This window comes from uncultured Methanobrevibacter sp. (assembly GCF_902801725.1).
Lineage (GTDB): Archaea > Methanobacteriota > Methanobacteria > Methanobacteriales > Methanobacteriaceae > Methanocatella.
Genome location: NZ_CADCJB010000020.1, coordinates 16,224 through 31,002 on the forward strand (window position 1 = coordinate 16,224; position 14,779 = coordinate 31,002).

Sequence of the window (14,779 nt, forward strand, 5' to 3'; positions counted from 1 at the left end):
GTCTAATGATCAATTAATTCTAATTTTAATTTTCCAAGCTTTGGAGCTAAAAAGTTATAAAATACGGCAATAAGCGCTGCAACGATAAATCCGCCGACAAATCCGCTGATTACATTGCTTAAAAGACTCATAACAGTTCCTCCACTAATCACCATAATGATTCCTACAATCAGGTCCAATACTCCTGACACGATTGAAAACGCTATTGCAAATTTCATCACGTCAATTGAATCGATAGAGGTCATCTCATTTTCTTTAGATAATTCTAAAGTTATTCCTCTGCCTTTGGATGCAATAAAATTGTAGAGGTATGTTCCAATCAGTACAAATACAAAGGTTATGATGAATGAACCGAACAGAATCATTATGATTGTCATCGGCTGGGTCATGACCATCATCATCTGATATAGGCTATATGCCATTATTTGCTGGCCGCTGAACATCAGGGTTTGGATTGCTGCATTCATAATCATAGGCAATAGCATAACAGAAACCAGGTAAAGCAATACGGCCTGTATCAATGTGATTGTTGCAACGATAGTTGCTGTTTCTGTAGTTGATACCTTAACAAGCTCATTATTGTCAAATATGAAATAGATGTTTCTCAATTTTGAGGATAATAAGTTGTAGAATAATCCGTCGGAGAAGTATCGGTATATTCCTGTAATGAATCCGCCGACAATGATTGTAGGAACGATATAGATTGAAACTCCAATGCTTGCCGGTGATGTTATGGCAAACACTATTACCACAAACAGTGAAATCAACACTGAAATCAACACATTGATTCCGGTCATTATTGTTGTAAATGAGCTCAAATCAATGGAGTTCAGTACTTTTATGTTGCTCATTGTTTTCACCTAAAACCATTCTTTTGACTTTTCAAGAAGTTCGTCGATGATTATCGGTACGGATCCGATGTATGTGTGAGGGTCCATAATCTTTTCGACATCGGCTTCTGTCAGGTATTTCTGAACGTCTTCGTCTTCCAGAATCAATTCGCCGAGAAGCAATTTTTCCTTATTCGCTTTGATTGCATTTTTTCTTACAATGCCGTATGCGGTTTGTTTTCCCATTCCGGCACGGGTAAGTTCGGCCATTAATCTTTCAGCCATGATTAAACCGTTGGTTAAGTTAAGGTTTCTTTCGATGTTTTCATCGTAGAATACCAGATTGCTCATTAGTTTGATTGTCAGGTTTAAGATGTAGTCGGTTAATATGCAGCTTTCCGGAAACATTATCCTTTCACAGGATGAGTTGGTAAGGTCTCTTTCATGCCAGAGAGGGTTGTTGTCCAAGGCTGCATTTACAAATGACTTGATGATTCTTGCAACACCGCAAATTCTTTCGGCTGTAATCGGATTCATTTTATGTGGCATGGTACTGCTTCCAACCTGCTTTTCAGGATCGAAGTATTCACCAACTTCCATGAGTTCAGTTCTTTGCAGGCTTCTGATTTCCAGTCCGATTTTATCTAATGTACTTGCGATATTGGCTAGGACGCTGATGAATTCGACATGATTGTCTCTTTGAACTACCTGGTTTGTGATTGTAGCTGCAGGAAGTCCCAATATGTCTGCTACTGTTTTATGTATTTCCCAACCTTGTTCGCCTAATGCGGCGGTGGTTCCGACAGCTCCGTCCATCATTGCAATACAGACATTGGATTCGGCATTTTCTAATCTTACATATTGTCTGTGGAGTTCGTCAGCCCAAATACCGAATTTCATTCCGTATGTTGTTGGAAGGGCATGCTGTCCGTGAGTACGTCCGATACATACTTTCATTTTGTTTTCTTCAGCTAATTTAAGCATTATTTTAGTTAATCTTTCCAATTTTTCTTTCAGCACGTCAATTGAGTCTCTGATGAGCAATGAATTGGAACTGTCCACTATGTCATTTGAAGTAGCTCCAAAGTGAACGTATTCGCCGGCACCGTTTTCACATACTTCTGTAATTCCTTTTGATAATGCTGCGATATCGTGGTTGGTTTCAGCTTCAATTGCTTTTACTCTTTCCAATTTTACAAATTCTGTTGTGGCTTTTGCAGCGATTTCATCTGCAACTTCCTGTGGGATAATTCCAAGTTTTCCTTCAGCTTGAGCTAATGCGGATTCAACATCCAGCATTCTTTGCAGTTTGTTTTCCTCTTCCCAAATTTTTTTCATTTCGGGAGTACCATATCTAAATTCAATAGGATGTATAGCCATTTTTTATCATCTCAAAAATTATTATATGTATATATTTTGTTCATTAATAGTTTTATATTTTAGTAATTGATGCAACACATTTATATAGGTTTTATAAAAAAAATAATATTACCATTTATATTCAATATAAATAGGTGGATTATATGGAAACAAAAATCAGACAGTTTCGTCAAAAATTAGGCATGACGCAACAAGAACTTGCTGATGCCGTTGGCGTTACTCGTCAAACAGTAAATGCTTTAGAAAACGCTCGCTATAACCCTTCCTTATTATTAGCCTATAATATTACTAAAATGTTGGGAAAAAAACATATTGAAGATGTATTTGTCTTTGAAAACGATTAAAATAATTCTAATTTATGTACTTTTCAAATACTTAATATTGCAGTAATTACTTAAAAATGAGGAAAATCGTTAGAAAACATAGGAAATGGGGGTTATTTTTCCGTTAAATGTTAGCTATGCCTATGTAAATTTATGATGTGTTTATAAAATAAGTTTAAATTAAGTATTTGGCGTATATATGGATGTTTATTGTTATTTTAATAAATTTAACATTATAAATTGCTAAATTAAAAATTTATTGGATTTTTATCCATTTATTATTTTTTTTTAAGATATTATGTCACTGTTTAATGAAAAACTCAAAAGCATTCATCTTGTGGAATTTTTGGCACTCTTTATAATATTGCTTGTTGCAATGTTCGGTTTGAATTATTTCAACATTCATATGAATTCTACATTGATGTATGTTATCATCATTGCTTACTTTCTGTTTAAGTTGAGAAATTCTTTTTCAGAATTCAAGGAGGATTTGCTTAATATATTTTCAGAGGTTTCTGCCGAAACCATTGTATCAATAGTATTTTTAAACATTTTCTTTTCCTATGGGATGCTGTACTTTTCAGATTTCATTCTTCAATGGGTCAATGCAGGTGATTTTCATGTTCCGTTTATGAGTTTGAACGGGGGAATTATTGGTATTTTGGGATTTTTATCTGTTGTTTTCCTTTCCCCTATTGCAGAAGAGCTGATTTTCAGAGGCATTTTTTTAAATAAGCTGAAAATCATTGTACCGACAACTTTTGCGGTTTTGATTTCATCGCTTCTTTTTGCATCCCTTCACAGTTTCGGAAGCATATTTTCGGCTTTCATATTTGGAATCTGCATGGCGATATTATACCTTAAAAGCGAAAATATTCTGGTGCCTATTTTTGGACATTTTATAAACAATCTGATTGGGGAAAGTGTTTATCATCTGGATTGTGGTGAAATATTGTTCACTAACTGGTTGGCCGTTGATATAATGTCCGTTTTTGCTGTTGTTTCTTTTGTTTTGCTTTTGAAATTCATCTGTTCCAACTTAAAAATATTTAAATAATTAAAATATAAAGATTATTTTAAAGGTGTTTACATGGATTTGAGAAAAATTGGTATTGCTCTTATTTTTATTGGGATCGTGTTTTCTGTTGCATTCGTCGGCAACAATAAGATTTTCGTACCTGCTTTGACAATCGCCCTTCTAGGATTTTTTGCAACTGTTGTAGGCTTTGTAAGTGAGATTAGAAGAAGAAAAATAATTAACGACAGACTTGATAAAGATATAGGAAGTATTCTCCAGCCGATGATTACTAAGTATTCAAATCTCAACAGACAGTATCGCAGCCAGTTCGATGATGATGAATACGTTCAGAAAAGGTTACAGCTGAATAGGGATTTGGAGCAGGAAATTGCTGAAAAATTGCCTTATTTGGAAAGTAGGGAAATTAAAAAGATTGTTATTGAGTTTAGCAAGGAACAGGATAAAATCAATTAAATTTTTTTGCCCAAATAATATAATGTACAAAAAGTTACAACAAGGTTTTAAATAGTACATTATACTAATTAGTATATTAGTGATAAAATGTTTTCCCCAAGTATAGAAGAAGTAAAAGTAATTGCAGAAAATGAGGAGTATAAGCGTATACCGATATCTTATGAATTGTTTTCGGATATTGCAACTCCTATAGAAGTTTTAAGAATTTTAAAAGGAATCAGTAATCATTGTTATATGCTGGAGAGTATTGAAGATGCAGAGAAATGGGGAAGATACAGCTTTCTAGGTTATGACCCTCTTTTGGAATTCACATGCCAGAACGGCGTCGTACAGATTAGGGGTGATGCTGATTTTAATGAGCTTAATGATGATGTTATCACAATCAAGACAGATTCTCCAAGTGAAATAATCAGGGATCTGGTTTTAAGGAACAAGTCCCCGAAACTGGATTATTTGCCTCCGTTTACGGGGGGTTTTGTAGGGTATTTTGCTTATGATTATATCAAGTATTCCGAGCCTTCCCTAAATCTCGATGCTGAAAATCAGGATCAGTTCAAGGACATTGACCTGATGCTGTTTGACAAGGTCATTGCCTTCGATAATTTCAAGCAGAAGATAATAGTCATTACAAACATCAAAACAGATGACTTGGAAAATAATTATGAAAAGGCCTGCAGAGAATTGAGGGAAATTGCAGATTTAATAAAAAACGGTAAAAAAACAGAAATCGAACCGTTAAAGTTAAAATCAGAGTTCAGGCCTGTATTTTCACGTGAAGAATACTGCGACATGGTTGAAAAGGCCAAGGATTATATCCGTGAAGGGGACATCTTTCAGGTTGTGCTCTCCAACAGAATAGAGGCTGACATTTCCGGAAGCCTCTTTGACACCTACAGGGTTTTGAGAACCACCAACCCATCTCCATACATGTTTTACTTCTCAAGCAATGATATAGAAATTGCAGGTGCTTCTCCCGAAACGTTGGTTAAGTTAAATGGCAGAAAATTATATACATTCCCTCTAGCAGGAACAAGGCCTCGAGGAAAAACTCCCGAAGAGGACTTAAAGCTTGAAGAGGAATTGTTGGGTGATGAAAAGGAATTGGCTGAACATAATATGCTTGTTGATTTGGGGCGCAATGACATTGGAAGAATATCTGAAATAGGTTCTGTGCATGTGGACAAGTACATGTCAGTTGAAAGGTTTTCTCATGTGATGCATATTGGTTCAACAGTTACTGGAACTTTAAAAAGCGATTTGGATCCTCTTGCTGCAATCGATTCAATATTGCCTGCAGGAACATTGTCCGGAGCTCCAAAGATAAGGGCATGTGAAATAATTAATGAGCTTGAAAACAATAAGAGGGGAATATATGGTGGAGCTATCGGATATGTGGATTTGAGCGGAAATATCGACACCTGCATTTCCATAAGGATAGCATTTTCCCGCAACAATAAGGTATTTATCCGTTCCGGTGCAGGAATTGTTGCCGACAGCGTGCCGGACAGTGAATTTGAAGAGAGCCTGAACAAGGCGGCTGCAGTAATCAACGCTTTAAAATTTGCAGATGGTGGTTTGGAATGATTCTTTTAATTGACAATTACGATAGTTTTTCATATAACCTGTTCCAACTTGTTGGAGAGGTTGACTGTGATATTTTAGTCTACAGAAACGATAAGATTACATTGGATGAAATAGAAAAATTGAATCCTGATGCGATAGTGCTGTCCCCTGGTCCGGGAAAACCTGAAAACGCTGGAATCTGCATTGATTTGGTTAGACAATTTCATGATAGAATTCCAATTTTAGGTGTTTGCTTGGGCCATCAGGCAATTTGCGCCGCATTCGGAGGTAAAATATCCTATGCGGGAAGACTGATGCACGGGAAGTCTTCAGATATTTCTCTAGATTATGATTTTATTTTTAAGGGACTGCCAAGTGAAATTACCGTCGGCAGATATCATTCCCTGAGTCTTGTTGAAAGCACTGTTCCGGAATGCATGGAAGTAATCTCAAAAGCAAAGGATGACGGAGAGATAATGGCCGTCAAACATAAGCAGTTCAATGTTTATGGTCTCCAGTTTCATCCGGAATCAATATTGACTCCTGACGGCATTACGATTATTGAGAATTTCATTGAAAAAGTTAACAGAGGGATATTATGATTAAGGAAGCTATTTTAAAAGTATATAAACATCAAGATTTAACTTATGATGAGGCATATGAGGTTATGGATGAAATCATGAGTGGTGAAGCAAGTGAAGTCCAGATGAGCGCTTATCTGACTGCAATGTCAATGAAAGGTGAAACAATTGATGAAATCACTGCATCTGCCGCTGCGATGAGGGCTCACTGTGTAAGGCTTTTGAACGATAAGGAAGTGCTTGAAATCGTTGGAACCGGAGGGGACGGATCCAATTCTTTTAACATTTCAACAACCTCTTCCATTGTCATTTCCGCTGCAGGAGTTCCTGTTGCAAAACATGGAAACAGGTCAGCATCCAGCAAATGTGGTGCTGCAGACGTTTTGGAAGAATTGGGCGTAAACATCCACATTCCTCCTGAAAAGAGTTTGAAGTGCTTAAGTGAAATCAACCTGTGTTTCCTGTTCGCCCAGAATTATCATCTCTCCATGAAATATGTTGCAGGAGTGCGCAAAGAACTGTCAATAAGGACAATATTCAACATATTGGGACCTTTGACAAACCCTGCCGGTGCTACAATGCAGGTTCTCGGAGTATATGAGAAAGATTTGGTTGAACCGCTCACAGAAGTCATAAGCAACCTGGGCGTAAAATCTGCGGTTGTCGTTTATGGAATGGATGAAATGGATGAGATATCAATTGGTGATAAAACTTTTGTATGTGAACTTAAAGATGGAAAAACAAGGTCTTATGAAATTTCACCAGAATCTTTTGGCATGGAATGCTTTTCAAAAGAGGATATTGTAGGTGGCGATCCAAAGGAAAATGCGCAAATCACTCTATCAGTTTTGAATGGAGAAAAAGGACCTAGAAGAAATGCTGTTTTGCTTAATTCTGCAGCAGGACTATATGTTGCAGGCAAGGTAGGCTCATTGAGAGAGGGAGTAATTCTTGCAGGAGATATTATCGATTCAGGTAGGGCATTAAGACAGCTTGAAAAATTTATAGAATGTACAAACAGGTGATTATTATGTTGGATGAGATTGTTGCAAAAACAGAGGAGCGCTTGATTGAAGCTAAAAAGAACAAATCTTTGGATGAACTTAAAAGGGAAGTTTCTGAAATGGAAACCTCAAATGATTTTCCATTTAAGGAAGCACTCATTGATCCTCAGATTGCAATTATTTCAGAAGTCAAAAAGGCTTCTCCTTCAAAAGGGGTGATAGCTGAGGATTTTGATTATGTTGCTATTGCCAAGGAATATGAGGATGCCGGTGCTTCAGCCATTTCAGTATTGACTGAGCCTTATTTTTTCCAGGGATCCAACGATTATCTAAAGGAAATTTCCGAAAATGTTTCCATTCCCATTTTGAGAAAGGACTTTGTTATAGATGAGTATATGATTTGGGAAGCCAAGCTTCTTGGAGCCTCTGCAGTGCTTTTGATAGTGGCAATATTGGATATTGTTCAGCTTAAGAAATTTTTGGACCTTGCTCATGATTTGGGTCTTTCAGCTATTGTTGAAACTCATGATGGCAATGAAATCAGAACAGCCATGAATGTCGGTGCTGAAATCATCGGTGTGAATAACAGGAATCTTAATGATTTTACTGTAGATATCGAAAATAGTATCAGCTTACGTAGATGTGTGAGTGACAATATATTATTTGTTTCTGAAAGCGGCATTAAAACAAAGGAAGATGTCACTAGATTAAAAGAAAATAATGTCAATGCAGTTTTAATAGGTGAAACTTTAATGAAAAGCGATGACAAAAAGGCTTTGATAGCGGAGTTGAAGAATGGTTAAAATTAAAATCTGTGGACTTAGGCGACTGGAGGATATAAGCATCGTCAATAGGTATAAACCTGATTATGTTGGTTTTGTATTTGCAGATTCAAAAAGAAAGGTTTCACACGATTTTGCATATGAAATGAAAAGCAATTTAAGTTCAGATATAGTTCCTGTCGGAGTTTTTGTCGATGCGGATATTGGAGAGATTGTCGAGCTATTTGACAGGGGAATTATAGAAATTGCTCAGCTTCACGGTCTTGAAAGTGAAGATTATATTAATAAATTAAGAGAAAATACTAATGGTGAACTAAAGATTATAAATGCAATTGAAATGTCTGATGAAAAGGATTTATTGGAATATGACAATTCAATTTCTGATTATTTGCTGCTTGACAGTGGAAAGGGCAGTGGAAAAACTTTTGACTGGGGTTTGATTAGAAAAGATTTGAATAAGGAATTCTTTTTGGCCGGGGGAATCAATATTTCAAATATCGCAGATGCCATTGAAGAATTCAATCCCTATGCAATCGATTTGAGCTCTGGTGTTGAAACTGACGGATTTAAAGATGAAAATAAGATTGAAGAAATTATGGAGGTTATACGTTGAGTAGAGGAAGATATGGCGAATATGGTGGACAGTACATATCTGAAACATTAATGAATGAGTTGCTTTACTTGGAAGAGCAATATAATCATTACATTAATGATGATGAATTTGTAGGGGAGCTTAATACATTATTGAGAGAATATGCTGGAAGACCTTCCTTATTATATTATGCTGAAAGAATGACAGAAGACCTTGGCGGAGCTAAAATTTATTTGAAGCGTGAGGACTTGAATCACACAGGCGCCCACAAAATCAACAATGTTCTGGGTCAGGTTCTGCTGGCTAAAAAGATGGGCAAAACAAGGGTCATTGCTGAAACCGGTGCAGGTCAGCATGGTGTGGCTACCGCAACTGCAGCCGCTTTGCTTGATATGGAATGTGAAGTGTTTATGGGTGAAGTGGATACAAAAAGGCAGGCGCTGAATGTTTACAGGATGGAATTGCTTGGAGCAAAGGTCCATTCCGTCAAGTCAGGAACCAAAACCCTTAAAGATGCCGTTAATGATGCGTTCAGGGATTGGATTGCGCGTGTTCATGATACCAATTATGTTATAGGTTCAACCATGGGGCCTCATCCATTTCCAATGATTGTAAGGGATTTTCAGGCTGTAATAAGTGCTGAAGCTAGGGAGCAGTTTCTTGAAAAAGAAGGAAAACTTCCAAATGCAGTCATTGCATGTGTGGGCGGTGGAAGTAATGCCATGGGAGCATTCTATAATTTCATTGACGATGATGATGTTAAACTGATTGGCTGTGAAGCTGGAGGCAAGGGAATCGACACTCCGTATAATGCGGCAGCCCTGACAAAGGGCAAAATCGGAATATTCCATGGAATGAAATCCATGTTCAATCAGGGGGACTACGGCCAGATTGCACCTGTCCACTCAGTTTCAGCAGGCCTCGACTATCCTGGTGTCGGTCCTGAACATGCCTATCTGAGGGATAGTGGAAGGGCAGAGTATGTGCCTGTCACTGACGAGGAGGCTGTAAGTGCCTTTGAATACCTTTCAAGAATGGAAGGGATTATTCCAGCTATTGAAAGTGCTCATGCTGTTGCTTATGCGATGAAAATTGCTCCAAAAATGGATAAAGATGATATAATTATGATTTGTCTTTCCGGAAGGGGAGATAAGGATGTTCGCTCAATTGCAGAATATAGAGGAGTTGATTTAGATGAGTAAAATTTCCAATGCCTTTAAAAATGGGAAGGCTTTCATCGGATTTTTGACTGCAGGAGACCCGACAGTTGAAAAGACTGTCGAATATATCCTGGCCATGGAAGAGGCAGGATGTGATTTAATAGAGATAGGCATTCCGTTTTCTGATCCTATGGCTGAAGGTGTTGTAATTCAGGACGCCAATGTCCGCGCACTAAAGCACAACACCACCACTGACGATGTCTTTGAAATAGTAAGGGCAGTCCGTTCCAAAACCGATATTCCTTTGGTGTTTTTGACCTATATCAATCCTGTCTTCTTTTATGGATATGAGGAATTCTTCAAAAAATGTGGAGAATTGGGTATTGATGGAATCATATCTCCTGACCTGCCTTATGAGGAAAAAGGTGAGATTGCAGACATAGCCCGCAAAAATGATGTTGACGTTATCTCCTTGATTGCTCCAACTTCCAAGGAAAGGATTCAGATGATTGCAAATGATGCAACCGGATTTATCTATGTAGTGTCATCCCTGGGTGTTACCGGAATGAGGTCTGAAATAAAAACAGATTTGAAATCCATTCTGGAGGATATCCGTGATGTTACTGATTTGCCGTTGGCTGTTGGATTCGGTATCAACACTCCTGAACAGGCAAAAGACATTTCAAGATTGGCTGATGGAGTAATTGTCGGCAGTGCAATCGTAAAAATCATTGAAGAGCATGGTGAAGATGCTGCAGATGCATTAAAAGAATATGTTTCAAGCATGAAAGAGGCATGTAACTGAAAATTTTCACAAATGAAAAAACTTATTAAATAATAATGATAAAAATATATTCATAATATATAATTTTAATTAAGAGGATTATTTATGTTTAAAGCAGAATTAAGTGATTCTAGTATATTAAAAACCAGTTTTGATGCTATTTCATCAATTGTTGATGAAGTGCAAATTCAAACTGATAGTGAAGGCATGAGATTAGATGCCTTAGACCGCAGTCACATAACTTTCGTACATTTGGAGTTAAAATCCAGCTTATTCGATGAATACATTTGTGATGTTCCTGAAAAGATTAACATAGATACCGATGAGTTCATGAGAGTGCTTAAACGTGCAAAATCTCAGGACAGAGTATTGATGTCTGTAGATGAAGGTAATTTTATCATTACTTTTGAAGGAGACGCTACTAGAACTTTCAAAATAAGATTAATAGATATGGAATATGACAATCCTGTTCCACCTTCTATTGAACATCCTACTAACTTTAAAGTTCGTTTCTCTATACTGAAAGACTGTATCAACGATATTGACATATTTTCAGATAAGATTGCACTTCAGGTCGATGAAGATTACTTCATTGCCTCAGCAGACGGTGAATTCGGTGATGCAAGCATCAAATATCTTCACGGTGAAAATATCCAGGAACATGCTAAGGCTTTGTTCTCATTGGATAAGATTAGAGAAATGCTTAAAGCAGATAAATTTTCAGAGGAAGCTGAAATCAGTTTAGGTACCGACATGCCTTTAAGTTTAACTCTTAATATGGTTACTGGTGACGGTAAACTTAGTTTCTTGCTTGCTCCTAGATTGGAAACAGATGAATAATTTCATTTGTTTATCTTTTTTTTATTTTTAAGAAAAATTATTTTTTTAGAGATGGTATTAAGTGGATCAATTTTACAAAACCCTGCGCGATATTCAAAAAAAGGAACGTAACAACAGTACTTTGGCTCGTGTAGATGAGGATTTTTATAATAAAATACATCAGTATCTCGATGAGCTGAAACAGCAGGCAATCAGCGATCCGTTTTCCAATGTTCCGCAGATGCTGCATGAGGCTCAAAGGATTGCTACTGAAATCTGCGAGAGAAGGGAACATAAGATTACCGATGCCGCTGTTGTAAATATCCACAGGTCATATCATCTGTTTACAGGCAAGCCTCAGTTTGATCTTGTCGATACCACTCCATTGAATTTGACTCCCGAAGAGGAAACATTCTATTTTTCATTAATTGACAATTTAAAAAATCACAGAAGAACCATTTCACTGGAAAAACTCTCTGATGATGATGAATCCGATGAAAAGATTGTTATCAAGCCGAGGGAAACCCAGTCAAATACGTTGACTTCTCCAAAGACTGTTGAAAAACCGGAGGACGATGAGGTATTGAACAGATTGGACGAAATTTCCAAGGCCAAACCGATTGTCGCCAAAAGGGAACCTATAGAAAAGCAAATCATCAAATCCCAGAATGAAAAACTGAAAGAAGAGGCTGCCGGTATGCCTAAAGCCCCAAAACCTCAGGATAATCTTGAAGAGAATCCTAATTCTTTGGATGAAAATGAGGAATTTTACGATTTTGAGGCTAAAAAAATAGCAAAGGAAACAGAACTTGTCACAATGTTGGTTTTTGATGAAATCGGTCCTATAGTCGGCGTCGATGAAAAAATCTACGGTCCTTTCAGACCTCAGGATCTGGTCACTTTGCCTTTGATAAATGCAAAAATATTTTTCAAAAACCGCAAGGGCAGACAAGTTAAAATATAGGATTTTGCCATTAACTTTAAATAACTTGATAAATAGATATATTGAATGTATCTATTTGTGATATTAAAAAATTATATTTTTTTATAATTTGGATTTCTGCTGCCTGTAGACTTGATGCGTTACAATGCAGTTTTAATCTCTAACGTTTTCTAATTTAATTTGAGTTTAGATAAATTCATGGATAGGTTTACATTGACTTATTAATTATGGTGAAAAAATGAAAATACCAAAAGAAAAAAGAACATACTGTCCTCACTGTAAAAGACACACTATGCATGAGGTACACACTGCTAAAAAAAGAAAAGCTAGTGAATTGACTTGGGGACAAAGACAATTTAGACGTGTAACTGCTGGTTACAGAGGTTATCCAAGGCCTTTACCTGCCGGAAACAAACCTGTTAAAAAATTAGACTTAAGACTTAAATGTAAAGAATGTGGAAAATCTCACATTAAACAATCTTTCAGAACTGGAAAACCAGAATTCGTAGCAAAATAGGTGATTTACATGGTTAGTAAAGGAAGAGGAAACTTTTTAAAAGTTAAATGTTTAGATTGTGACAATGAACAAGTAATATTCGATCGTGCAGCATCTGACGTAAAATGTATTATTTGTGGTAAAACTCTTGTCAAATCTCGTGGTGCTAAAGCTAAAATCACAGCACACATCGAAAAAGTTTTAAACTAGATTTCTAGTTTTCAACTTATTTTTTACTATTTTTTATAATTTTTAATTAATGTTGGTGAGAGCATGGTAAGGAAAAGTCAAGAATGGCCTGATGAAGGGGAACTTATTGTTGGTACTGTTTATAAAGTTCTTAATTATGGGGCTTTCGCTAAATTAGAAGAATATCAGGGCAAAGAAGCTTTTATTCATATTTCCGAAGTCTCTTCTGGTTGGGTTAAAAATATTAGAGATCATGTAAGAGAAAACCAAAAAATTGTTTGTCGTGTTCTCAGAGTGAATCCTAAAAAAGGGCATGTAGATGCCTCTTTGAAAAGAATCCGTGAAGATCAAAGAACTAAAAAAATCCAGCATTGGAAAATTGAACAGAAAGCTGAAAAATTTTTAGAATTATCCGCCAAATCCTTAGGTAAGAATTTGGATGAGGCTTATGATGAAGTCGGTTACGAGCTTATGGATATCTTCGGGGATGTTTATGGTGCTTTTGAAACTGCTGCTGATGAAGGTGCGGAGTCTCTTACTGAAGAAGGGATCCCACAGGATTGGGCTGACGCCATTACTGAAGTGGCTAAAAAGAACATCACACCTCCGGAAGTTCACATCAGCGGTTATGTTGACATTGAAACTTTCGTACCGAACGGTGTTGAGGTAATCATTTCCGCCCTCAAGGCTGCTGAAGACAACGGCGATGAGGAGGAGGAAATCAAGGTTCAGTGCGTCGGTGCACCAAGATACAGGATTACCGTAAAATCTACTGATTACATTTTAGCTGAAAAGGCTCTTAAGGCTGCCGCTGAAAGATGCATTGCAGTCGTTGAGGAATCTGACGGAAACGGTTCTTTCTTAAGAGAGTTAGATTAATTAGATTCTTATGAATATGAAAATGAACAGATGTCCTGAATGTGGAATTTATACTTTAAAGGATGCCTGCCCAAAATGCGGCGGGCAGCTTAAAGTCATTTATCCTCCAAAATTTTCGGTTGAGGACAAATACGGAAAATACCGCCGTATATTAAAAAAAGAAGCCATGAAGGAGCAATAGGGTATGGATATTACAGAAATTATTACTTTAGAAGAAATCGAATTGGAAAATCCTATTTTTATAGAGGCATTGCCTGGCATAGGGCATGTCGGTAAATTGGCTGCTGACCATATTATTGATGAGTTTGAAGCTACTAAATTTGCTGAAATTTATTCTCCAACTTTCCCTCCTCAAGTTCTTGTTAAAGAGGAAGGCATTGTTTCAAATATGATAAATGAGCTTTACTGTCTTAAGGATGTTGGTGAAGACAATCTGGATTTGATAATTCTGGTTGGAAATACACAGTCCCTGACTCCTGAAGGCCAGTATATCATGTGCAAGGATATTCTGGATTATGTAAAGAAATTCAACATCAGCAGAATTTTTACATTGGGCGGAATGGCTACCGGTCAGCCTGTAGAAGAATACAAGGTTTTAGGAGCCGCTACCCATGAAGAGGATGTTGAACTGTTGAAGGAAGCAGACATTGAAATCAGGTCTAATGATGGCGGAATCGTTGGCGCTTCAGGACTATTTTTAGGCTTGGCTGTCCGTCAGGGAATTCATGGTTCATGTCTTATGGGTGAAACCCCAGGATATTTCATTGACGCAGAGTCTGCAGAAGCAATATTGAATAAGCTTTCCCATTTGCTTAATTTTGAAATTAATGTTGATAAATTAGAGGAAAGAGCTGAAGAAACAAGACAAATGATTGCTAAAGCTCAGCAAATGGAACAGGATTTAATCAATAAGGCAAATGCAGGAAATGCAGATGACCTAAGATATATTGGATAATATTTGA

The 14,779-nt window shown here is 37.0% G+C and carries 19 protein-coding genes; 17 read left to right on the forward strand and 2 right to left on the reverse strand.

Features of this window, described 5'->3' with window-relative positions; all coding sequences use genetic code 11:
- Positions 1-2: 2 nt before the first annotated feature.
- Together QZV68_RS05685 and purB are read right to left on the reverse strand one after the other, a co-directional pair.
- On the reverse strand, positions 3-851 hold the full coding sequence (locus QZV68_RS05685; protein WP_296879415.1) for a hypothetical protein: 849 nt from the start codon (positions 849-851) through the stop codon (positions 3-5).
- A 9-nt stretch (positions 852-860) separates the two neighbouring features.
- On the reverse strand, positions 861-2,210 hold the full coding sequence (purB, locus tag QZV68_RS05690; RefSeq protein WP_296879417.1) for an adenylosuccinate lyase: 1,350 nt from the start codon (positions 2,208-2,210) through the stop codon (positions 861-863).
- Between the two features lie 143 nt (positions 2,211-2,353).
- Between purB and QZV68_RS05695 the strand changes: the two genes are divergently transcribed.
- The 17 genes from QZV68_RS05695 to QZV68_RS05775 all read left to right on the forward strand — a co-directional run bounded on the left by QZV68_RS05695 (position 2,354) and on the right by QZV68_RS05775 (position 14,772).
- Positions 2,354-2,554, forward strand: a complete 201-nt coding sequence (locus QZV68_RS05695) for a helix-turn-helix transcriptional regulator (RefSeq protein WP_296879419.1) — start codon at positions 2,354-2,356, stop codon at positions 2,552-2,554.
- A gap of 277 nt (positions 2,555-2,831) precedes the next feature.
- Complete coding sequence (locus tag QZV68_RS05700; RefSeq protein WP_296879421.1) at positions 2,832-3,590, forward strand: CPBP family intramembrane glutamic endopeptidase; 759 nt, start codon at positions 2,832-2,834, stop codon at positions 3,588-3,590.
- A gap of 33 nt (positions 3,591-3,623) precedes the next feature.
- Positions 3,624-4,025, forward strand: a complete 402-nt coding sequence (locus QZV68_RS05705) for a hypothetical protein (protein WP_296879423.1) — start codon at positions 3,624-3,626, stop codon at positions 4,023-4,025.
- A gap of 87 nt (positions 4,026-4,112) precedes the next feature.
- Positions 4,113-5,609, forward strand: coding sequence for an anthranilate synthase component I (gene trpE / locus QZV68_RS05710; protein WP_296879425.1), 1,497 nt, complete (start codon positions 4,113-4,115; stop codon positions 5,607-5,609).
- Entirely contained in the window at positions 5,606-6,190 is a 585-nt protein-coding gene (locus tag QZV68_RS05715; protein ID WP_296879427.1) for an aminodeoxychorismate/anthranilate synthase component II, read from the forward strand. The genes trpE and QZV68_RS05715 overlap by 4 nt, the downstream gene beginning before the upstream one ends.
- Entirely contained in the window at positions 6,187-7,194 is a 1,008-nt protein-coding gene (trpD, locus tag QZV68_RS05720) for an anthranilate phosphoribosyltransferase (protein WP_296879429.1), read from the forward strand. The genes QZV68_RS05715 and trpD overlap by 4 nt, the downstream gene beginning before the upstream one ends.
- Positions 7,179-7,976 carry an indole-3-glycerol phosphate synthase TrpC gene (trpC, locus tag QZV68_RS05725; protein ID WP_363137030.1) on the forward strand — a complete coding sequence of 266 codons (798 nt, stop codon included), beginning with the start codon at positions 7,179-7,181 and terminating at the stop codon, positions 7,974-7,976. Before trpD ends, trpC begins: the two co-directional genes overlap by 16 nt.
- A complete protein-coding gene (locus QZV68_RS05730; protein ID WP_296879432.1) occupies positions 7,969-8,568 on the forward strand; it encodes a phosphoribosylanthranilate isomerase in 600 nt (199 codons plus the stop codon). Before trpC ends, QZV68_RS05730 begins: the two co-directional genes overlap by 8 nt.
- Positions 8,565-9,749 (forward strand): tryptophan synthase subunit beta, encoded by a 1,185-nt coding sequence (gene trpB / locus QZV68_RS05735; protein WP_296879434.1) that lies wholly within the window; start codon positions 8,565-8,567, stop codon positions 9,747-9,749. Before QZV68_RS05730 ends, trpB begins: the two co-directional genes overlap by 4 nt.
- Positions 9,742-10,512 (forward strand): tryptophan synthase subunit alpha, encoded by a 771-nt coding sequence (trpA, locus tag QZV68_RS05740; protein WP_296879436.1) that lies wholly within the window; start codon positions 9,742-9,744, stop codon positions 10,510-10,512. Before trpB ends, trpA begins: the two co-directional genes overlap by 8 nt.
- Before the next feature lie 84 nt (positions 10,513-10,596).
- Complete coding sequence (gene pcn / locus QZV68_RS05745; protein ID WP_296879439.1) at positions 10,597-11,331, forward strand: proliferating cell nuclear antigen (pcna); 735 nt, start codon at positions 10,597-10,599, stop codon at positions 11,329-11,331.
- 61 nt (positions 11,332-11,392) lie between these two features.
- Positions 11,393-12,274: a hypothetical protein gene (locus QZV68_RS05750; RefSeq protein ID WP_296879441.1), complete on the forward strand. Its 882-nt coding sequence runs from the start codon at positions 11,393-11,395 to the stop codon at positions 12,272-12,274.
- A 217-nt stretch (positions 12,275-12,491) separates the two neighbouring features.
- Positions 12,492-12,770 (forward strand): 50S ribosomal protein L44e, encoded by a 279-nt coding sequence (locus QZV68_RS05755; protein WP_292743332.1) that lies wholly within the window; start codon positions 12,492-12,494, stop codon positions 12,768-12,770.
- 9 nt (positions 12,771-12,779) lie between these two features.
- Entirely contained in the window at positions 12,780-12,959 is a 180-nt protein-coding gene (locus tag QZV68_RS05760; RefSeq protein WP_067044971.1) for a 30S ribosomal protein S27e, read from the forward strand.
- 63 nt (positions 12,960-13,022) lie between these two features.
- A complete protein-coding gene (locus QZV68_RS05765) occupies positions 13,023-13,817 on the forward strand; it encodes a translation initiation factor IF-2 subunit alpha (protein ID WP_296879444.1) in 795 nt (264 codons plus the stop codon).
- Between the two features lie 10 nt (positions 13,818-13,827).
- Positions 13,828-13,998: an RNA-protein complex protein Nop10 gene (locus QZV68_RS05770; protein ID WP_296879446.1), complete on the forward strand. Its 171-nt coding sequence runs from the start codon at positions 13,828-13,830 to the stop codon at positions 13,996-13,998.
- A 3-nt stretch (positions 13,999-14,001) separates the two neighbouring features.
- A complete protein-coding gene (locus tag QZV68_RS05775) occupies positions 14,002-14,772 on the forward strand; it encodes a proteasome assembly chaperone family protein (RefSeq protein WP_296879448.1) in 771 nt (256 codons plus the stop codon).
- The last annotated feature ends 7 nt before the right edge of the window (positions 14,773-14,779 follow it).